At 29.7% G+C, this 22,607-nt stretch carries 20 protein-coding genes; 4 read left to right on the top strand and 16 right to left on the bottom strand.

The window, feature by feature from the left end:
- Window positions 1–25: 25 nt before the first annotated feature.
- From CRN98_RS14840 to CRN98_RS14825, 4 genes are all read right to left on the bottom strand, one after another.
- Complete coding sequence (locus CRN98_RS14840; RefSeq protein ID WP_097028209.1) at window positions 26–1,639, bottom strand: BCCT family transporter; 1,614 nt, start codon at window positions 1,637–1,639, stop codon at window positions 26–28.
- Window positions 1,640–1,779: 140 nt separating this feature from the next.
- Window positions 1,780–4,680 (bottom strand): AAA family ATPase, encoded by a 2,901-nt coding sequence (locus CRN98_RS14835; RefSeq protein ID WP_097028208.1) that lies wholly within the window; start codon window positions 4,678–4,680, stop codon window positions 1,780–1,782.
- Between the two features lie 170 nt (window positions 4,681–4,850).
- On the bottom strand, window positions 4,851–5,252 hold the full coding sequence (locus CRN98_RS14830; RefSeq protein WP_097028207.1) for an HNH endonuclease signature motif containing protein: 402 nt from the start codon (window positions 5,250–5,252) through the stop codon (window positions 4,851–4,853).
- Window positions 5,253–5,389: 137 nt separating this feature from the next.
- Complete coding sequence (locus tag CRN98_RS14825) at window positions 5,390–6,328, bottom strand: metal ABC transporter substrate-binding protein (protein WP_097028206.1); 939 nt, start codon at window positions 6,326–6,328, stop codon at window positions 5,390–5,392.
- A gap of 158 nt (window positions 6,329–6,486) precedes the next feature.
- Between CRN98_RS14825 and CRN98_RS14820 the strand changes: the two genes are divergently transcribed.
- From CRN98_RS14820 to perR, 3 genes are all read left to right on the top strand, one after another.
- Window positions 6,487–7,185, top strand: a complete 699-nt coding sequence (locus tag CRN98_RS14820; RefSeq protein ID WP_097028205.1) for a metal ABC transporter ATP-binding protein — start codon at window positions 6,487–6,489, stop codon at window positions 7,183–7,185.
- Window positions 7,186–7,201: 16 nt separating this feature from the next.
- Complete coding sequence (locus tag CRN98_RS14815; RefSeq protein ID WP_097028204.1) at window positions 7,202–7,999, top strand: metal ABC transporter permease; 798 nt, start codon at window positions 7,202–7,204, stop codon at window positions 7,997–7,999.
- A 112-nt stretch (window positions 8,000–8,111) separates the two neighbouring features.
- Window positions 8,112–8,549 (top strand): transcriptional regulator PerR, encoded by a 438-nt coding sequence (gene perR, locus CRN98_RS14810; RefSeq protein ID WP_097028203.1) that lies wholly within the window; start codon window positions 8,112–8,114, stop codon window positions 8,547–8,549.
- Window positions 8,550–8,551: 2 nt separating this feature from the next.
- On the opposite strand, the gene CRN98_RS14805 is transcribed toward perR, so the two are convergent.
- Window positions 8,552–9,790: an ABC transporter substrate-binding protein gene (locus tag CRN98_RS14805; RefSeq protein WP_097028202.1), complete on the bottom strand. Its 1,239-nt coding sequence runs from the start codon at window positions 9,788–9,790 to the stop codon at window positions 8,552–8,554.
- Window positions 9,791–10,028: 238 nt separating this feature from the next.
- Entirely contained in the window at window positions 10,029–10,985 is a 957-nt protein-coding gene (locus CRN98_RS14800; RefSeq protein ID WP_097028201.1) for a helix-turn-helix transcriptional regulator, read from the bottom strand.
- A 166-nt stretch (window positions 10,986–11,151) separates the two neighbouring features.
- Here CRN98_RS14800 and CRN98_RS14795 point away from each other — a divergent pair, with 166 nt between their 5' ends.
- Entirely contained in the window at window positions 11,152–11,526 is a 375-nt protein-coding gene (locus tag CRN98_RS14795; RefSeq protein ID WP_097028200.1) for a bactofilin family protein, read from the top strand.
- A gap of 43 nt (window positions 11,527–11,569) precedes the next feature.
- Here CRN98_RS14795 and CRN98_RS17980 read toward each other — a convergent pair whose 3' ends face one another.
- The 10 genes from CRN98_RS17980 to tig form a co-directional block, all read right to left on the bottom strand.
- Complete coding sequence (locus CRN98_RS17980; protein WP_242960996.1) at window positions 11,570–12,022, bottom strand: hypothetical protein; 453 nt, start codon at window positions 12,020–12,022, stop codon at window positions 11,570–11,572.
- Window positions 12,023–12,127: 105 nt separating this feature from the next.
- A complete protein-coding gene (locus tag CRN98_RS14785; RefSeq protein ID WP_242960994.1) occupies window positions 12,128–12,403 on the bottom strand; it encodes a hypothetical protein in 276 nt (91 codons plus the stop codon).
- Window positions 12,404–12,472: 69 nt separating this feature from the next.
- Window positions 12,473–13,015 (bottom strand): hypothetical protein, encoded by a 543-nt coding sequence (locus CRN98_RS17790; RefSeq protein ID WP_179632179.1) that lies wholly within the window; start codon window positions 13,013–13,015, stop codon window positions 12,473–12,475.
- A gap of 336 nt (window positions 13,016–13,351) precedes the next feature.
- Window positions 13,352–14,077 (bottom strand): CPBP family intramembrane glutamic endopeptidase, encoded by a 726-nt coding sequence (locus CRN98_RS14780; protein ID WP_097028199.1) that lies wholly within the window; start codon window positions 14,075–14,077, stop codon window positions 13,352–13,354.
- Window positions 14,078–14,246: 169 nt separating this feature from the next.
- Complete coding sequence (gene yihA / locus CRN98_RS14775; RefSeq protein WP_097028198.1) at window positions 14,247–14,843, bottom strand: ribosome biogenesis GTP-binding protein YihA/YsxC; 597 nt, start codon at window positions 14,841–14,843, stop codon at window positions 14,247–14,249.
- A gap of 1 nt (window position 14,844) precedes the next feature.
- Window positions 14,845–17,181 (bottom strand): endopeptidase La, encoded by a 2,337-nt coding sequence (gene lon, locus CRN98_RS14770; RefSeq protein ID WP_097028197.1) that lies wholly within the window; start codon window positions 17,179–17,181, stop codon window positions 14,845–14,847.
- A gap of 171 nt (window positions 17,182–17,352) precedes the next feature.
- Complete coding sequence (gene lonB / locus CRN98_RS14765) at window positions 17,353–19,044, bottom strand: ATP-dependent protease LonB (RefSeq protein ID WP_097028196.1); 1,692 nt, start codon at window positions 19,042–19,044, stop codon at window positions 17,353–17,355.
- Between the two features lie 117 nt (window positions 19,045–19,161).
- Window positions 19,162–20,451, bottom strand: coding sequence for an ATP-dependent Clp protease ATP-binding subunit ClpX (gene clpX, locus CRN98_RS14760; RefSeq protein ID WP_097028195.1), 1,290 nt, complete (start codon window positions 20,449–20,451; stop codon window positions 19,162–19,164).
- Window positions 20,452–20,471: 20 nt separating this feature from the next.
- On the bottom strand, window positions 20,472–21,056 hold the full coding sequence (gene clpP, locus CRN98_RS14755) for an ATP-dependent Clp endopeptidase proteolytic subunit ClpP (protein ID WP_097028194.1): 585 nt from the start codon (window positions 21,054–21,056) through the stop codon (window positions 20,472–20,474).
- Between the two features lie 113 nt (window positions 21,057–21,169).
- Window positions 21,170–22,465, bottom strand: a complete 1,296-nt coding sequence (gene tig, locus CRN98_RS14750) for a trigger factor (protein ID WP_097028193.1) — start codon at window positions 22,463–22,465, stop codon at window positions 21,170–21,172.
- Between the last annotated feature and the right edge of the window lie 142 nt (window positions 22,466–22,607).

Below are 22,607 nucleotides of genomic sequence, written 5' to 3'. Positions count from 1 at the left end.
ATTGTTATATATTAATCATTATTTGCTATACTGTTTCCCCATTAGATTTTGTTTCTAATGAAATTTTTTCTACTTGAGCAGTATCAGGGTGATAAATAACATCATATTTTTCACTCTTAACTATTAATTTAACCGTACAATAAGCCATAATTAACATCAAAAACAATATTGGAAATCCTGCAACCGTTGATATTTGCTTTGTGGCATCTATTCCTGTTATCTTTCCTCCACCTGTACATAAAATGTTTATTATAGCCATAGAAGCCATTGCAATTCCCCAGTATATTTTAAGTGAGCTTGGTGCCTCTTGATTGTCGTCATTGTATGCAGTACTTGTAAGGGATGCAACTGTTGAAGTCATAGAATCACAAAGTGTTACTATTGAAATAAATATAGTTATTACAAAAACCCAAGAAATAACCTTTGAAAGTGGATAATGACTCAAGAATGCAAACACTGAGGCCTCTAGTCCACCCTTCTGTATAGCTTCCCATAATCCACCACCGTTTAATTGAACATTTATTGCAGCTCCTCCAAACACAGCAAACCAAACTATACCAAATATTGCAGGGCAAATGAGATTTACAATTATAAACTCTCTTATGGTTCTTCCTTTACATAATGAAGCAAAGAACATTCCTTCCATTGGAGCATATGCAAGCCATATTGCCCAATAGTATATAGGCCACCATCTTGGCCATTCTGAACCTTCAATAGGGCTTAAGTAGTGAGTTCTTGTAAAATAATTTTGTATAAAATCTCCTACTCCTTGTGTACCCATTTTTAATATAAATGTAGTTGGTCCAACCACTAATATAAATATCATTAAGAATAGATATATTTTGGAATTTTTATCTGACAACCATCTTATACCCTTTGTAAGGCCTGTCCAGCTACAAAATATATATGCTATTACTAAAAGTGCTAATAATATAACCCACAGAGTTTTCCCTGTTTGTATACCTGTAAGTACGTTAAGTCCACTTCCCATTTGCATAGCTCCAACTCCAAGTACTGCTGCTACAGCACCTACCATTGCAAACATACAAATATTATCTACTACTGCACCTACAGTTCCATAAACTCTTTTACCAAAAATAGGATAAAGTAATGAACTTATTTGATATGGAAGCTTCATATTGTGTACACAAAAGGCTATACCCAAACCTGCTATAGCATACATAGCATATGGAATAAATGTCCAGTGAATAAATGATGTAGTCATAGCAAAATTTGCAGCAGCTTCACTTCCTGGTTTGAGTCCCAATTCCTTTGGAGGATTCATAAAGTGAGTTATCGGCTCTGCAATTCCCCAAAAGCATATTCCAGTAGCTATACCTGCACAAAGTGTTATTGCAAACCAATCCCAATACTTAAGTGTAGGCTTTGCATCCGGTCCTCCAAATTTTATATCGCCATATTTAGAAAACATAAAGAAAATACAAATAAATAAAAATAAGTTACCAGATATTTGGAACAACCATCCAAAGTCTTCAAAAGCAAACTGAACTATTTTATTTTGCGCATTATAAAATTGCTCTGGTGCCACTACCCCTGTAATAATTGCAATTAAGAGTATTACGCTCATTGGTATAAATATAGACCATCTAATATGAGCCTTAACTTTTGATTTTTCCATGCTCTTTTCCCCCTTACATTATTATTGCTTTAATTTTCTGAAGATTTAAAATTTCATTTATAGTTTATCAAGCCTTAGTCAAAAAAAAGTCAAAACGTTATCATAAAAATAAGCCTTTAATAAAAATTAAAGGCTTATTTTTAAATGTTTATTCTTTGTTTTATGCCTTCTAATATGCCATATTCTTGTGGATTCTTTAGTAATTTATAATATGCCTCTGCTTTTGCAAAAGCCTTCAAAGCTTCTGTGTTATCTTTTGACTTTGATAAAATTAATGCAAGTATTCCATAAGCTGAAGCCTTCTCCCATATTACATCCATTTTTTCATACATATTTAAGGCCTTCTCTATATATACCTTCGATGTATCACTTATATTAAGTTCATGGGCTACATACGCTGCATGGGTATAAAATATAGGCAACCCCTGTTTTATATGATTCTCTTCGCACATAGCTATTGCCTTCTCATAATTTTTTAAGGCTTCTTCAAGTTTACCTTCTCTTTTTTTAATTTCACCCAAAAAGTCATAGGCTGCTGCTATATTTAATATATATTTATTTCTATCCCTTAATTCATTAAACTTATCTATAGAATTTTTTAAAATCACTTCAGCCTCTTCGTACTTGTTTTGCATTATATTTTGAAATCCTGTAAGCCTATATAAAATAGGTATTTCTTCTTTTAAATCGTTTTCAATTGTTATATCTAGTGCCCTCTTTAAATACTTGTCCATTTTAACTGAATCATATATATTCATTGAATAATATATCAGTTGTTTATATGCATTAAGTATATGTGTTATATGTACCTCTAAAGAACCTTCATTTATTATACTTTCCATTATTTCTACACCTTTGGTATAATTGCCGCTTCTTATATGATTTCTACCAATCATATACTCTAACGTAATTTTAAGTTCCTTTAATTCCTTTGCATTATCAGGAGTTTCATTTATTTCATAAAGTATATTATTAAACTTTTCAAATTTATCATAGGCTTCTGCATCCGTTAAAAAACCTAGAGTTGTATTTTTCAATTCTTCATTTACTATAGGGAATATTTCATGATGGCTTTGAAGATACATATTTAGTTCCTTTATCATATATTTTAAGGATTTAAGCTTATTTCCGCTTCTTTCAAAATGATATATAAGCTTAGAATTAAATATATTATCTGCTATACTGTGGTTTAAACTTTCTTCGATTAATTGCCCTATCTTTTCATGCAATACTTTTTTTTCTAATAGTCCTGCTTTCGAATACACAAATTCTCTCATCTTTTGATGTGTAAATTGAATATTTATGTTTTCATTTTTAAAGCTTTCTCTTATAATGCATCTATTTTTTAGTTCACCTAATATGTCAATAAGCTCAAAATCATCGTAATTACATAACTTTTTTAAATTCTGAAAGTTTACCTTATCAAAAAATACAGATATTATATCTAAAATTCTTCTTTCTCTTTTGTTTAAACTATATAATCTAGTTTGAAGTATATTTTCCATTTTAGGAGAAATCAAATTAAAATCTTTACTTTCCTTTATATTATTTAGCATTTCCGTTATAAAGAATATATTTCCCTCTGTTTCTTCATATATAGCCTCTATTTTTTTATTATTTAAATTAAAATTCGGTATATATTTTAATATGAATTCAATGGTTTGTTCCCTATTCAACCTATCCAGCTGAATTTCACTTGTAAGATTTTTAACCTGAAGCTGATTGAAAAAATTTATAATTTTATCATTATATTCTTCTCTTGATACTAATATAGGTAATATATTTTTATTCTTATTTTGCAATATTAAATTTTTAAGCATAGTTATACTTAGCTTATCTATCCATTGTATATCATCAAAAAATAATATTAGCTTTTTACTCTTTGCACACTCATTTAATATTTTTATGGCAGCTTCTTCCGCCGCTTGATATTTTATCATATCCATGCTTTTATAAATATTTGTATGATTACCCTTATTAAGCTGAAACGTTGGAAAAATACAACTTATAATTTCTATAAGTTCTTGGGATACTTTTATATTTTGAGAATGTATTATATTAGATATTTGATTAAATACATTATTCCATGGTTTTAAAAGATACTCTTCCTCTGCTTGATAACATACAGTACTTATGACATTTATTTTTTTAGTATTTATTGTACTTAAAAATTTACATACCAAACTGCTTTTGCCTATACCAGCTTCCCCAATTATAATAGGTGTTTTTACAGACTTATTTAATATAAAATTATTATAATTATTCTTAAGTAAATTTAATTCTTTATTTCTTCCATAAAAAAAACTAAATTCATCACATTCTTCACAAACTTTTTCAGAGTTTTTTATATGTATTATTTCTTTGTATAAATTTATGGTTTTTTCATCTGGGGAAACTTCTAATTCCTTTTTTAATAAGCCTAATAATTTATTATATATATATATTGCTTTATCATATTTTCCTTCTTCTTTATATGAATACATAATTGTTCTATATGCTTTTTCATTATATTCATCTACTAATATAAGGGCCTTACAATATTTCTTTAATTTTTTTATATCATTACTACTTTCATATTGTTCGATTATCTCTTGAAGTTTATGAATATATAAATCTTTATAATACTCCCTTAGCTGCAGTACCCATTCTTCAAAGCACTCCTCATATTTCAGATAAAATCCTTCTAAAAAATCTCCTTTATAACCCTCTATACTTTCTTCTAAAGATGATGATAAAAACTTTTCTATGTCTACTTCTACATTTATTTCTGGATTTAACATAATCACAGATCTTTTAGGTGAAATAAGAACTTCTTCATTAAATATCTTTTTTATAGAATACACAGCATTTCTTAAATTTTTCTTAGCTACTGCTTCTTCTAAATCTCCCCATAAAAGATTTACAATTGTATCTCTAGAGGCTTGTCTATAAAGAACCATATAAAAAATTAATGCTTCTGCTTTTTTAAATGGGAAATTTATTTTTTCTCCATCCTTAAATATTTCTGGATATGCAAAAAGATTTACTTTTATATTTGTCATTTTATCACCTCTGTCTTAATATTATAAAAATTAAGCATAATCTAATAATACCATTAATTTCAAGAAATTTTAATACTCTTTTAATATATAATAACTAAACAATAAATATATCCTCATGTTATAATTTGTAACATATAAAAAAGCAGTAGCAAACTTTTGCCACTGCTTTTTTATACTACTACTAAGGGTATAAAATCATCATATTCATCCATCATGTATTCATCATATACTCTATTGCCCATAAATCTTAAAATTATATCTTCTCTTTTGTAACCTTCTTTATGCAACTTTAACTGCTTAATTATCTTCTTAGCCTTACTTTTATTTAAGTGAAGTATTTCTTCTATTTCTTCTAAAGTATAAAACTCCTTACAGAAAAGCTTATTTAACTTTTCTTGAAGCTCTAACTTATACTCAAGATCAATTTTAGAGTCCTTATGAGGACTATTTCTACCTCTGTGATGCTCCGAACAAAGATACTTATAATTTACTTCACAATCCAATCCACCCTGGCATCGGTTGATTATGTGGTGTATCTCGGCTTTCTTGCCGCATACTTCACACTTAAGCAATAAGTTCACTCCTTTTTTATAATTTATTTTGTAATTTATAAATCATAGTTATTTATATTAATTCCCTTATATCAATTATACTATTTTTTTTATAAATTCAAAAATCCTTTTTCTGGTGAAAGAACTTTTAAAATAAATTATTTAAGGCTTTCATATACTTCCTTTATATTGCTTTCCATACTTTGTATGTAACTTTTATTGTCTTCACTGGCTTCCACAGTATATATAGTTTTTATATCTGCTCCAACTTCCTTTGCTAAGGTCTCAGACACCTTAGGACTTACCATATCTTCTACAAATATTGTTTTAACTTTATTTTCTTTACAGTAATCTGTAAGCGCCTTAAGCTTTTTAGGGGTTGGTTCTCCCTCTGCAAATACTCCTTCTACACTATTTTGCTTTAATCCAAAATCCCTACAAAAATATGCAAAAGCAGCATGCCCAGTAACAAAATTTTTATTTTTTAAAGCTTCAAATTTAGGCTTATATTCATTTAATAACTTATCTATTTCATTTTCAAATTCTTTATAATTTTTTTCATAAAAGTCTTTGTTTTTCCCATCAACCTTTATTAATGCATCCATTATATTTTTAGCTTGAACTTTTGCACTAGTAAGCCCTAGCCATATATGAGGGTCATAATCCCCATGGTCATTTTTTTCTGCATCCTCGTGCTTATTTTCTTCTATTTTTATAGCATTAACATTTTTAGATGATTCTACTTTTATTAAATCTTTATTCTGAAGATTAGAAATTACCCTATCTACCCATGGCTCCATATTGAGTCCATTATAAACAAATATATCTGCATTTTCTATATTTATTAAATCCTTTGCTCTAGGATCAAAGTCATGTGGTTCACTACCATTAGGAATAATCGTCTCCACTTGAACCTTATCTCCTCCAACAGCTTCTGCAAACTCTTTTAAAGGATTAAATGTAACAGCAATTTTTATTTTTTCATTTCCACTTGATTCTACTTTACTAGTTTGTTTTGTATCAGCACTTTTATTACATGCGACTAGAGACATTATTAATGATATTACAGTAACCAAATATAATAACTTTTTCTTCATAAATTTTCTCTCCTTAAATTATCACTTGCAAATGACTTGCATCTTAATAATATTATTCCACAATTTTACTAATGTCAAGTATATTTTTCAATGATGTTGCAAATAATTTGCAAATAGGTATATAATATTTATGATACTTTTAAGAAAGGAGTTAATTTATGATTGAAATAAATAATTTGCATTTTTCTTATACTGGAAAACATCCTTATATTTTAGAAAATGTAAATTTGAATATACACCGAGGAGATTATATTTCCGTAGTTGGAGAAAATGGAAGTAGCAAGAGCACCCTTGTTAAACTTATTTTAACTCTATTAAAACCATGTAGTGGTAAGATAAATCTGCATACAAGTAAAATAGGATACGTTCCTCAGCGTGGAGAAAACTTTAATTCAGAGTTTCCTATAACTGTAGAAGAAATATTGAAATTTCATCAAAAGGTCTTAAAGAAAAAAGAAAAAAATCTTATAAAAGATTCATTATCTCTTGTTGGAATGGAAAACTTTAAAAAACATTTGATAGGAAATCTCTCTGGAGGTCAACAACAAAAGGTCTTTATTGCAAGAGCTATTATGGGTAATCCTGATATTATAATACTTGATGAACCTTCAACCGGAATCGATACTAAAAGTCAACGGGATATATATTCATTTTTAAAAGACTTAAATATAAAAATTGGTACAACTATATTGTCTGTGGAACATAATATAGATGCAGTGCTGAAATATTCAACTCATGTAATTAGAATGGATAGAGGAAGCGCATATTTTTATACCATATCCGATTATAAAAGGTATTTAAATGACTCTAAGAAACACGACCCTAACTGCGATTGCTTAAAACTCGTAAACAAATAATTTTTGGGAGGTTACTATGCTTCAATATACATTTATACAAAATGCACTTATAGCAGCCTTCTTAATTGCACTTCTTTGTCCTTCTGTAGGAACATTTTTAGTGCTTAAGAGATATTCTATGATGGGAGATACCTTATCTCATGCTTCCTTTGCAGGAGTGGCCATAGGTCTTGTAGCAGGCTTTAATCCCATATTAAGTGCCTTTATATTTACTTCTATATGCGCTATATTTATAGAAGTGTTAAGAAACTACTATAAAAAATATTCAGAGCTTATACTTGTCATTGTAATGACATTATGTTTAGGAATTGCAATAACCCTAATAAGTACAGGAAAAACTTCTGCAAATGTTAATTCATTTTTATTTGGAAGTATACTTACTGTTACTCGCGAGGATTTATATACTATATTAATATTAAGTATAATATCTATTTGCTTATTAGTATCTTTATTTAATAAAATTGCCTATGTTACATTTGATGAGGATGGTGCAAAGATAGCAGGACTAAATGTTAAATTAATAAATTATATTTTTGCTCTTTTAGTAGGAACGACCATCGCCCTTTCCATGCGAATAATGGGAATACTTGTAGTATCTTCTATGATAGCAGTACCAGTAGCTACAGCAATGCAATTAAATAAAGGATTTAAGTTTACATTTATATATTCTTTAATATTTGGACTTATAGATATAATGATTGGATTATTCACTTCATTTTACATAGACTGCGCCCCTGGGGGAACTATTGCAATTACCTCAGTTATAATACTTATAATTACTATAGCTTTTTCAAAAATAAAATGTACAAATTAATTGTACATTTTATTTTTACATAATTTACTAATACATACTTTTAGCTAATACGAATTGACAGCTAATAATGTTTATTATATAATATATTTAATCTATAAGAAGGATGGTGTTTATGAATAATATTACTGCTATTTTTAAAGAAAAAAAATTAAAACTTACTCCTCAGCGTATTGCAGTATATAAGTATCTTAAATCCACAGAGGAACACCCTTCTGCAGAAACCATTTATAAGGCATTACAGCCTGAGTATCCTACAATGAGTTTAGCAACAGTATATAAAGCCTTAAAAACTCTTGTGGAAGTAGATTTAGTACAAGAGTTAAATGTTGGAGAAGGTAATTTTAGATATGATGGAAATACTTGTCCTCACTCCCACATACAATGTTTACAATGCGGAAGAGTAGACGATATTAAAGATGTATGTTTTTCAGATTTAAATGAAAAAATTGCACCTTATACAAATTATGAAGTTCTTACAAATCAAATTTATTTTTATGGTCTTTGTAATGAATGTAAGCAAAATAAAGACACATTAACAGAAGCAGACTAATATTAGCCTGCTTCTTCTATTAGTTCCTTCCATTCGCTTCCTGTGTGTTTTTTATTCAATACACTTTTTACTTTATTTGAAAATCCCTTTTGAATTTTCTCAGGTAAATTGTACATAAATAGTATACTGTTTTCATTGCTTTCTTCCAAATGTTTTACCACTAAAGCAGAATTGCCTATAAATATTTTATTTGCTTCCTTACTTCCTGTTAAAAAGCCTTGCTTAGCTAACTTTTCTTGCATCTTCTTTCCGTATAAAAATTCTATAAATTTACCTGCTTCAACAGGATTTTTTGATTTAAGAGGTATACATAATAAGCCGTTTACAATAACAGGCACATTTTCTTTAATGGATGCTGACTGAGCATAGCTAGTTACTAAACCTATATTCTCTTTTTCAAGTTCCTTCATGTAATAGGATATAGTTATGAGCATAGGTATTTCTCCTTCGGTAAGCTTATTTATAGAAGCTTTATTTCCCATCTCAAAAGTACCTTGATTAATTATTCCTTGTTTACTTAAGCTATCTAAATAATCAAATATATTTTGTACTTCCTTTTTTTCTAGATACTTTTCCTTTGAACTATTATATATATTATCTATATCATACATATTGCTTGTATTACCTGCTATAAGTGCTGCAATTACGTTATTTACATCAGCATCTTCTGTAACTACCACTGGAATTTTAATAGACTCTTCATTTACCTTCTTCATTATTTCATATGCTTCACCTAAAGTTTTGGGAGGGCTTACATTATACTTCTTTAGTACATCTTTATTATATGCAATTTCTAATGTGTATGGAATTAAGGACATTCCATAAGATTTATTTAAATATCTTCCATAAGAACCAACTACTTTATAATACTTCTCATCTAATTTTAGCTTGTCATAGTAAGACTGCATATCTTCAAGAAGTCCTTTGTTTTGCATTTCTATCATTTTGTTTCTAGAAGTAACTATTATATCTCCTTCTTGTTTATCTCCATCATTCATTATACTTTCCCCAAGTGAACTATTAATAATAATATTTACATCTTTATTTTCTTTCTTATATTCATCGATTATAGCTCTCAATATGCTAAGAGAATGATTATCTTTAATTTCCACTTGCATTATTAAGTCTTTATTTTTATTATCTCCCTTTTTTCCTTTATTGCAGCTTATGAAAACTATTGAAATACACACAAGTAATATCAATGCAATTAAAAATTTCTTTTTACGAAAGAAATTAGCCATTATATCACCTCAACTTTAACTTTATATAAAACATTATCTAAAGTATATTGTGTGCATTAATTATTATTTTTATTATATCAAAAAAAGAAACGGGACCGTTTTACGGTCCCAAAGGGGGATGGGGGGTTCTTGCATTAAACAAAATTATATAACTTTATTTAATGCTTAGGAGATTTTTATCTCCTTTACAATTATTATGATATCCCGTTTACTATCTTTTATACATCTATTAAAAACTTTATTTATAAAATTTTATTAACTTATTTATTTCTTCTTCTATTTCTTTTCTTAGACTTTTAGGCTCTAAAACTTCCGCTTCTCCCCCAAAACCTAGCACCCATGATTTTATATCTCCTATATCATCTAAGAATAAGCTCAATATTAGGCCTCCATTTTTTCCATCCTCTATAACTTGATTTGGACACCATTTTATTTCTTTTATGAACTTACTTAATGAATCATTAAATCTTATTTTTACTAAAGTTTTGTCTCCAGAAAAAATTCCCCACTGATTTTTCAAATATTCCTTTAATGAAAAATCACGAGGTTTTATAAATATAAAATTTATTATTTTAAATTCACAAATCCTAGATAGCTTTAAAACCTCCACTTCATTTTTTTCATGGCAATAGCAAATTACAAACCACTCTCCATCTTTATAAATCAAGTTATATGGGTCTATTATGCTTTCTCTTATTTCATTTTTGCTTTCAGAAAAACACCTTATGTTAAGAGATCTTCCCTTATCCATAGAAGCATTTATGTATTCTATCTTTTCATCTAAACTCAATTCGTTACCTAGTTTATTTAAATCAAATTTATGATTTTTATAAATATTATTTAACTCCTCATGCTCTTCTATGCAAGTAGTCCTTACTTTTATAATCGCGTTTTTAAAATCTTTTTTAAATGGAAATATACTATTACAACCTAATATTTCTTCTGCTGCTAAAATTGCATGTAATTCTTCCAAAGTCAATTTAGGAGGTTTCATATAAAATTCCTCATCTATATAAAAACCACCATATCTTCCCTTTTTGGTATGAATGGGTATATCCGCTAAATTCAGATTATTTATATATCTATAAATAGTTTTTTTATCTACATTTAAGGTTTCAGCTAGTTCTGAAGCTGTTGTAAATTTTTTATGTTGTAAAGTTAATAAAAGCTGCATCAAATGGGAAATCTTAGACATTAACTTATCCTCCTATATACTTATATATAGACTATCGTCCTTTAACGAATAAATTTTAGTTAATTTATTATAAAAGAATAAATTATATTATTTTTTATTCATAATGTTATAACTTATAAAATATAAATATCTTAATTGTACATATAAGTTATAGGAGGTATTTTGTATGTTTAAATCCAATGAAAAAGAAACTCCCATAAATAAAATTGAAACACTTATTGGTGAAGGATGTAGTGTTATTGGCTCCTTAAAAGGTGATGATTTGCTTAAAGTTGATGGATACGTGGAGGGTAATATAACATGGCAAAATGATATAATCTTTGGATCCACAGGATACTGCAAGGGAAATATATATTGTAAAGCAGCCTATATAAATGGAAAAATAGATGGAAATATAAATTGCGAGGAAACCCTTTGTATCGAGTCTTATGGAAAAATTACAGGCGATATTAACGTTAAAAATATAATAATAAAAGATGGTGGAATCTTTCAAGGAAATTGTTCAATACGAAATACAGATGATTTTAATAGTCTAGAATAGTATAAAAAATAATAGAAAGACCTATGCCTTTCTATTATTTTTATTATCTATTCATTACCTTACCTAAGGAATAGATTTGTATTATTCTATCTATAAGCATTGCTTTATCTGGAGTTAACATAGGCTTTAAAGTATAAAGTAGTTGAACAGTTTTATCTTGTACTGGAGGCATATTTGCCATATTTCCCGCGTTAGCCATATCACCCGTATTTTCCATGTTACCCATAAATGGATTATTTACTCCTAAGCTTTGCATGAAGTTATTTAATTGCTCTTGGTCTATATTATTCAACATATCCATTATATTATTGCCATTCATATTACTTATATTATTCATATTGTTCATATTATTCATAGCACTATTTATATTATTAGAATTTTGTACATTTTCCCTATTACCATTTCTATCTCTACGCCCATCTCTACCTCTTTCAATGTCTTCATCTCTATCTCTATCTATATCTCTATTATGTCCATGCCTTCTATGTTTAGCCATCCTAATCCTCCTATATAAAATTAATAAGTAAACATCTCCACTGGCTTGAGATATGATCATTTATTTAATAAGGAGGGCTATAAAAAGCCCCCCAATTAGTCAATATTAGAAACCGAAACCGTCACATCCACAACCTAAGGTAAATCTATTGCTGTGGCATACTAAGAAGAATAAAGTGATAAGGAATAATATACTATTGTCTATAACTCCTGAACGACAATCGTCATCGTCGTCATGATGACCTCTTCTACAGTTTTTAAATTGAAGTGCTATTAATATTAATATTAATAGGCCATTGCCGCTTCCGCAACTGTTAACGCCGCCTATGCCGAACTCTCTACGTGGTGTTCTGCAACAACAACAACATCTTTCTCTTGACATGTTAAACCCCCCTTTCTATGGGCATTGGTTTTGATTTTATTTTGATTTTATTTTGATTTTTATTCTAATTTATTCTTCATCCTGTGTTCTTGTATTTACTTGACCTAAGTTCATTATACTGCCTAAGCCATTATCATCTCTTCTACAGTCATCATCATCTCTTCTGCATAAAAAGAGAAGTATAATTATAGCTATTATGAATATGAAATTACCTCCTCCAAAGCCATTGCCACAGCCACAGCCATTGCCAAAGCCATTTCCAAAGCCAAAGCCACCACCACCGCAACAATTATTATTGAAGCCATTATCGCAGCAGTTAGTTGGGCAGCAGAAGAAGCACTCTTCCTCTTCATCATGACAGCGTTTCCTCTTATGTTTTCGATGTCTACGACGTCTTCTGCAACAGCAGCAATCATCATCATCATCATTATCCAAAGGGCAGCATACGAAGCCATTATTTCTGTTTCCTACATTCCCAAATCCACATAGTATTAAGATTACTATGATAATGAGAAAGAAATTGTTAGATCTTCCTCCCCCTCCGAGCAATGACTTTGCTGAGAAGTTGCCGTCCTCACTCATTAAAGAGTTTAACAAGCTGTTGAAATCCAATTCACTTCCTCCTTTCAGAAGTTTCTTCTACTCTTTTGTACTTCTAATATATACTATTCTGCTTTTTTATTTTTGCTACTGTTCTAAAAACAATTTTTTGTACATATACTTTATATTTTTTCTTTTGAGTTTTTATGAAATGATTTATTCATGATTTATGAAATCCTTGATTTCTTTATAAATCATTGGATCTCAACCCCTTGGACTAATCTCTTATAAATCATTCATAATATATACTATGAATATGTCAAAGATTTGTGATTAAAATAATCCCTATTAATACATATTTAAAAAAGGTATATTGAAAGCATTAACTTTCAATATACCTTTGAGTCTCTATCCTAAATTTATATATCCTAGTTTTTGAAATAGTATCAAAAAAGTAGAAACGGAATTAAACACCATGTGATTAAATACAGAATACCAATACCCTTTCTTATGAATTAGATAGCAGTTGAAGAGTCCTATTCCAAAAATAACAAAGGATGATTTTAAGTTAAAGTGAGTAGCACTGAACATTAAGCTTGTAATTATAGCCCCTAGTATTACACCAATTCTTCTTTTACAAATTCTTTCAAAGAATAGCCATCTAAATACAAACTCTTCTACTATTGGCGCAAAAATCACAGTAACTGGAATAAGTATAATAAATGTTCTAAGAGGAACATCTATCATAATAGATACAATTTCTTGTTCCTTTACAGATAGCTTAAAATATTCAAACACTTGCATACCTATTGCTCCAAGTATTATCACCATAATATAAGAAACCATAGCATACTTTAAGCCCTTGAATAAATTAAACCCTCTTAATGAAAAACCATATTTCCTGTAATCTTTATAATAAATTTCACTTCTTCTAAAACTAACTATACATATCGTTGTTGCTATAAAAGGAAGTAAATTTTGAGTAAATAAGCTAATTGCTATATATATTATCCCTAGAAATAATAATAAAAACTTATTCATTCCTTTTTCTCTTAAAACCTTCCATAGTATAAGCAAAGGAGGCAAACAAACCACCGCAAATACTATAATATCTTTAGCAAGATTCAAATTCACCTTTTTTCCTCCTTGAAATTGAAATTTACTTTATATTATATTGTTATTTTATCATAAAAAGCACCTATACTTTATGTATTTAATAAATATTAGTAAAGTAAAAAATAATAAGGTATGCTGTGAGCATACCTTATTACTTTTTAAGTGTTCAAAACATATCCTCAGCTTACTAAAGCATTTCACCATTTAATGAAAGCTCTATATCATCTAATACTTGTTCTTTGCCTATCTTCTTTAGAGTAGAATAAAATATTATCTTTTCCTCTGCACTCATTCCTAAAGTTTCTCTAATTGTCTTAATACTCTTAGCCATTTCGCTCTTTTTTATCTTATCACACTTAGTAGCTATTATTGTAGATTCATAGCCATAGTGTTTTATCCAATTATACATAATTATATCATCTTCAGTAGGCTTATGTCTTGAATCTACTAGTAACATAATCTTCTTTAATTGAGGTCTATTTAAAAGGTATGTTTCTATAGTTTTACCCCAAGTAGCCTGTTCTACCTTAGATACTTTAGCATAACCATATCCCGGCAAATCCACAAAGTAAAAACTATTATTTATTATAAAAAAGTTAACCAACCTAGTTTTTCCTGGTGTACCACTTACCTTTACTAGCTTTCTTCTATTTGTTAAATTATTTATTAATGAAGACTTTCCCACATTTGATCTACCTACAAAAGCTATCTCTAACATACTATCTATAGGATATTGATTTAGACTTACAGCCGATGTTACGAACTCTGACTGTTTTATTTCCATATCATTTCCACTCCTTACCACTTTCTTCTAAAAGAGCATTATCTAAAACTTTATCTATATACTCAGCTAGAATTATATTTAATTTACCTTTTATGCTCTTTGGAATCTTTAGCAAGTCCTTTTCATTTTCTTTAGGAATTATAATAGTATCTATACCTGCTCTAAAGGCAGCAAGTGTTTTTTCTTTCAATCCACCTATTGCTAAAACCTTACCTGTTAATGTAATTTCTCCAGTCATAGCAACATTATGCTTAACCTTTCTACCACTTAACGCAGATACCATGGCTGTAATCATGGTTACTCCTGCAGAGGGACCATCTTTAGGAACTGCTCCCTCTGGGACATGTATATGTATATCCTTTTCTTTATAAAAGTCTGGATTTATATTATACTTTTCTGCATGTGCTCTAACATAACTATATCCCGCTCTAGCAGATTCCTTCATTACATCTCCTAATTGCCCTGTAAGTTCTAGTTTCCCACTGCCTGACATGACTGTGACTTCTATTGGAAGTGTATCTCCACCATAACCAGTCCATGCCATTCCCATAACTACTCCTACTTGATCTTCTTTGTTTGCTTTTTCATAGCTATAAACTTCAGGTCCTAGATATTTCTTAACATGATTTATTGTTATATTTATATTCTCTTTATCCTTTTCAACCATTTCTGCGATAGATTTTCTTACTACAGCAGAAATTTTTCTTTCAAGATTTCTAACTCCTGATTCTCTTGTATAATTTTCTATGATGTAATATATAGCGGATTCAGAAAATTTTATTACATCTTCTTCTAAATTATGCTCCTTAATAATTTTATTTATTAAATGATCCTTAGCTATATAGAATTTTTCCTCAGTTGTATATCCTGATACCTCTATAACTTCCATTCTATCTAATAAAGGTCTAGGAATAGTATCTAATGTATTTGCTGTAGTTATAAATAAAACATTAGAAAGATCAAATTCTAGCTCCAGGTAATGATCTCTGAAAGTACTATTTTGTTCACTATCTAGAACTTCTAAAAGTGCCCCTGATGGATCACCTCTAAAATCATTACTCATTTTATCAATTTCATCCAAAAGAAATAACGGATTTTTAGACTTTGCCTGTCTCATTCCGTATATGATACGGCCTGGTATAGCTCCCACATAAGTCTTTCTATGTCCTCTTATTTCAGCTTCATCCCTTACTCCACCTAAAGACATTCTTACAAAGTTTCTATTTAATGCATTAGCAATGGATTTACCTATGGAAGTTTTCCCAACTCCAGGAGGTCCTACAAGACATAATATAGGCCCCTTTAAAGTATTACTCATCTTTTTGACAGCTAAATATTCGATTATTCTGGTCTTTACATCTTCTAATCCATGATGTTCAGCCTCTAAAGTTTTCCTGGCTGCTTTTATATCAAGATCATCTTCTGTTTCATTATTCCATGGAAGTTCTAATATCCAGTCTAAATATGTTCTTATAACTCCGCCTTCAGCTGAATATGTACCACTATTTTTTAATCTATCTAACTCATAGAGTGCCTTTTCTTTAACGTCTTTAGGTAACTTTGCCTTATTTATTTTATTTTTATATCTTTTTATTTCCTTTTTATCTTCGTCTTCTTCCCCTAATTCTTCTTGTATAGCTTTTAATTGTTCCCTAAGATAATATTCTTTTTGAACTTTATCAATCTTATTTTTTACCTTTATTCCTATCTTCTTTTCTACTTTTAAAATATCTATTTCATTTTTTAATACAATTAGAAGTCCTTCTAATCTTTTTTCAACATCAAAAGCTTCGAGAAGTTCTTGCTTCTTGCTTTGTTTTAATATCATATAGGAACTTATAACATCTGAGAGTCTTCCAGGGCTTTCTATATCCTCTAAAGAAAGTATTACTTCTGTTGGAATGTTTCCTGATAACTTTATGTATTCTTCAAAAGATTTTCTAACTGTTCTCATAAGTGCTTCACACTTACTGTCTTCTGCACACTCTTCTTCTTCTAATATATGTATTTCAGCCTTAAAAAAAGGATCCATTTGTACTATATTTTTTATAGTAGCTCTTTTTTCTCCTTCAACTAATACTCTTACTGTATCACCTGGCAGCTTTAATATCTGCTTTATATTGCAAAATGTACCAACTGTAGATATATCCTCTTCTCCTGGCTCCTCTATTTTTGCTTCTTTTTGAGTAGCCAAAAAGATCTTCTGTCCATTTAACATAGCCTCTTCTAAAGCTAAAACTGATTTTTCCCTACCTACATCAAAATGCATAACCATATATGGAAATATAGTTATACCTCTTAGAGGAATTAGAGGAAGAATTATCAATTCATTTTCCATATTTCTCCCCTCACTTCTTAAAATTATAATATGTAACAATTACCTAAATATAATTAGACTAATATATTATACCTATAAAAGAAAGTTTTTTCAATTAAAATGTAAATCAAGCTATGCTTTAATAATATACCTTAAAGCATAGCTATCTATAATAATTAGCTTTTATATTAATTAGCTATTTATTGTATTATTTAATGGCTTAGCAGAAAGCACTTCTCCTGTAGTTTCAATATATACCGAAGAGTTGTTGTTACTTTCTTTAATTAATGACATTTCTAACACCTGCTGAATACTTTTAACTCCTATAACAGTTGCTTCTTTTATACTGCCAAAGCTATCTTGCCAATTCTCTTCTGGAATTATAATCTTTTTTGCTCCTGCTTTAATGGCTGCTTGTATTTTGCTATTTACTCCTCCTACAGGCTTTACTTCTCCATGAAGAGATATCTCACCGGTCATAGCCACTTTATTATCTATATAGGTATTAGTTATGGCACTATATAAAGCCGTTGCCATACTTATACCTGCAGAAGGGCCATCTACAGGCACTCCTCCTGGAAAATTTATATGTATATTGTGATCTTCAAAATTAAAGTCAAATATATTTTCTAAAGCAGTCATTACATTTTCAACCGAGCATCTTGCCATGCTTTTTCTTCTTATTTTCTTGCCGTAACTACTTATTTGTTCTTCCTCTACTATTCCTGTTATATTTATCTTACCTTTTCCAAATCTATTTTTTGCAGCAGCTACCTCAATCTCCATAACTGTTCCTAGATTAGCTCCATATACTGCTAAACCATTTACATATCCTACCCTTGGCTCATCCTGTATCTTTATCTCTGGTCTAGGGCTATAATGACCATTTTCTATTATCCACTCCACATCTTCTACTGTAATGTTTTTTCTGTTATCACTTAATGCAATACCTGCAGCTAACTGTACCAAATTTACTGCTTCTCTTCCATTACCTGCATATCTCCCTATAGTTCTTAATGCCTTTTCTTCTAATTCATAATCCACCTTTAGAGATGCATTTAATGCAATTTTTTCTATTTCTTCTGGAAGAAGAGATCTAAAAAATATTTCTACACATCTAGATCTTATGGCTGGAGCTATTTCCTCTGGGCTTCTAGTTGTTGCTCCTACCAGTCTAAAATCTGCTGGAAGTCCGTTATCAAATATATCTTTTATATAATTAGGTACATTTGGATCTGATGAATTATAATATGCACTGTCCAAGAATACCTTTCTATCCTCTAAAACCTTTAAAAGTTTATTCATTTCTATAGGATGTAATTCACCTATTTCATCTATAAATAACACTCCTCCATGCGCCTTAGTTACAGCTCCTGGCTTTGGTTGAGGAACTCCAGCAACTCCTAATGGACCTGCTCCTTGATATATTGGATCATGCACTGAACCTATAAGTGGGTCTGCTATTCCCCTGTCATCAAACCGTACAGTTGTAGCATCTATTTCTATAAATTTAGATTCTGGTTTAAAAGGCGAATAAGTTCTTTTTTTTGCATCTTCTAGTACCAATCTTGCTGCAGCGGTTTTCCCTATGCCTGGAGGTCCATATATTATTACATGTTGTGGGTTAGGTCCGCACAAAGCTGCTTGTAATGCCTTTATTCCCTTCTCTTGCCCTATTATATCTTCAAATGAAGTAGGTCTACTTTTTTCACTTAATGGCACAGTAAGGTTTATATCTCTTAGTTTCTTTAAATTTTCTGTTTCCTTTCTGTTTTCTTTATCAACTACTACTTTATTACTTTGTTGTCCTTTAAGGGCATTAAAAAAATAAAGCCCCATTATTATAGTTATTGCAAATTGAACCATCCACAGCACATTATTCATAAAAGCTTCCTCCCATTCATAACTTTTCTTTTTTTTATTATGCACTAAATTTTTTTTAATATTCTTAAGGAAACAAAAAAAGGAATGGAGTTTTCTCCATTCCTTTTATATGATATTTTAAGCTGTTTCAGGTCCCTTTTTAGTTCTAGGTTTTTTTACTTTTACAGGAGTCCTTTTCCCATCTTCAGATTTAATAACTTCGGGATTCTTATTTTCGATTGTATCCTTTGTTATTATAACCTTAGTTATACTTTCTTCGGAAGGTATATCAAACATGATATTTTGCATTACATCTTCCATTATAGCTCTAAGTCCTCTAGCTCCAGTATTTCTCTTTATAGCTTCCTCAGCTATGGCTTCTAACGCATCATTATTAAATTCTAATTCTACGTCATCTAACTCAAAAAGCTTTCTATACTGTTTTACTAAAGCATTTTTAGGCTTAGAAAGTATATTTATTAAAGCTTCCTTATCCAAAGCATTTAATGTAACTATAATCGGTAATCTTCCTACAAACTCTGGAATTAAACCAAACTTTAACAAATCTCCTGGCATTATATCTTTTAAAAGCTTTCCTGCTTCATTTTCTTTTTTAGATTTTACATCTGCTCCAAATCCTAAAGAACTATTTGTGGTTCTTTTTTCTATTATTTTTTCAACTCCATCAAAAGCTCCTCCACAAATAAATAGTACATTTGTAGTGTTTATTTGTATAAATTCTTGATGAGGATGTTTTCTTCCTCCTTGAGGCGGTACAGATGCTATAGTTCCTTCTAAAATCTTTAGAAGTGCCTGCTGAACACCTTCACCTGATACATCTCTAGTAATAGACGGATTTTCTGACTTTCTAGCTATCTTATCTATTTCGTCTATATATATTATACCTCTTTCTGCTCTTTCTATATCATAATCAGAATTTTGTATAAGCTTCAAAAGTATATTTTCAACATCTTCACCTACATATCCTGCTTCAGTTAAAGTAGTTGCATCTGCTATAGCAAAAGGTACATTTAAAAATTTTGCTAAAGTTTGAGCAAGTAGCGTTTTACCTGAACCTGTAGGTCCTAATAATAATATATTACTCTTTTGTAATTCTACATCATCATTATTAGCGTTAGAATTTATTCTTTTATAATGATTATATACTGCCACCGAAAGTGCTTTTTTTGCTTGATCCTGTCCTATTACATATTGATCCAAGTAGGTCTTTATTTCCATAGGTTTTGGAAGTGCACCCATTTCTACGTTTACATCTTCTTCAAACTCATCAGTTATTATTTCAGAACAAAGTTCTATACATTCATCACAAATATATACTCCTGGCCCTGCAATAAGTCTTCTTACTTGATCTTGTGTTTTACCACAAAAAGAACATTTTAATTGTTTCTTGTCATCTAATTTGGCCATATTCACACCTCACAATAAGGTTATTTTTTCTTGGTCATAACTTCATCTATTAGTCCATATTCCTTAGCTTCGTAAGCTTCCATAAAGTTATCTCTTTCAGTATCTCTTTCAATTACTTCTAGCGGCTGACCAGTTCTTTCACTTAGTATTGTATTTAACTTCTTCTTGATATTTAAAATTCTCTTTGCATGTATGCCTATATCTGTAGCTTGACCTTGGAATCCTCCAAGTGGTTGATGTATCATTATTTCACTGTTAGGTAGCGCATATCTTTTTCCCTTTGCTCCTGCTACAAGTAAAAATGCTCCCATTGAGGCTGCCATACCAACACAAATAGTACATACATCAGGTTTAATATATTGCATAGTATCATAAATTGCCATACCAGAAGTAATAGAACCTCCTGGACTATTTATGTACAAATATATATCTTTGTCTGGATCTTCTGCTTCTAAGAATAATAACTGTGATACTACTAAGCTTGCAGTAACATCGTTTACTTCATCACTTAGCATTATTATTCTATCCTTTAAAAGTCTAGAATAAATATCATAGGATCTTTCCCCTCTATTTGTTTGTTCTACAACAACTGGAACTAAACTCATAAACATTCTCCTCCCTGTTATAAATGTTATAGTATATTTTGATTATTCCCCTTATTTAGTAAATTAAAATTAATTGCCAGAAATTCTTCCTGGCAATTAATTGTAAATACATATTAAGCTATAGTTTTGCTATTGTCAACTAATAATTTTATAACTTTTTCATTCACTACATCCATTTTAAGAGCTGACTTTTGAGAAGTAGCTATTAACTTAGCAGTTTTTTCAACTTCATTTCCACCATATTGTTCAGCCATTTCTTTAGCTTTTTCCATTATTTCTTCATCAGTTGCTTCTATGTTTTCTGCTTTTGAAATTTCATTTAAAACTAAATCAGTTTTTACTCTTTTCACAGCAGTATCATTCATATATTCTCTAACTTTTTCTTCACTGCTATTAGTATATTGATAGTATGTGTTAAGATCTAATCCTTGATATTTTAATCTCATTTCAAGATCCTTTAACATGTTATTTGTTTCATTAGTTACCATAACTTCTGGTATTTCAACTGTTGCATTTTCACAAGCTGCATTTATAACAGCCTCTTCATATTCTCTTTGAGCTCTTAAGCTGTTTTCTTCTTCTTTTTTCTTTCTTAAATCAGCCTTCATTTCTTCTAATGTATCAAACTCTGAAACTTCCTTAGCAAATTCATCATCTAATGCTGGAAGTTCCTTAGCTTTTATTTCTTTTATAGTAACTACAAATTTAGCTGGCTTGCTATTTAAATCATCTCTGCCATACTGTTCTGGGAAATTAACATTAACGTCTTTTGTTTCTCCCACTTTCATTCCCACTAATTGCTCTTCAAAAGTATCAATGAATGTACCTGAACCTATTTCTAGTGGATAATCAAAACCTTCTCCACCTTCAAAAGCAACTTCATCTACATATCCTTTGAAATCTATAGTAGCTATATTACCATTTTCAACTACAGCATCTTCTGCTTTAACTTCAATTCTTGCATTTCTTTCTTGCATAGTTTTTAATTCATTTTCTATTTCTTCATCATTTACTTCGTATGTGTTTTTCTTAACTTCTATTCCTTTATATTCACCTAATTCTACTTCTGGAACTACTGTAACTGTAGCAGAATATTTGAAATCCTTTCCTTCGCCTATTTCAAGTATGTCTATAGATGGATAATCAACTGGCTTTATATCATATTGCTTTAATGCTTCTGGATAAGTTTCATCACAGCAGAAATTTATAGCATCTTCATAAAATACGCCTTCTCCATAATGCTTTTTGATTATATTCATAGGAGCTTTACCTTTTCTAAAGCCTGGAATATTAAATTGCTTAACATTTTTTGAATATGCCTTTTTAACAGCTTCATTAAATTTTGCTGCTTCTACCGTTATTTCTAATTTAACAACATTCTTTTCTATTTTTTCCATATTAACGTTCATAATGTTACTCCTCCTAATTACCTCTTATGTTTTAAACCACAATATTATAACATATATTTTTAATTATTTATATATGTTTACAATCATTTTACTTTAATCCTAACTTTTAGCCTTATCCTTTAAATAATTATATACAAATACT

It is taken from the genome of Clostridium peptidivorans (assembly GCF_900205925.1).
Classification (GTDB): domain Bacteria; phylum Bacillota; class Clostridia; order Clostridiales; family Clostridiaceae; genus Clostridium_AK; species Clostridium_AK peptidivorans.
This window is presented reverse-complemented; position numbering and strand designations above follow the sequence as displayed.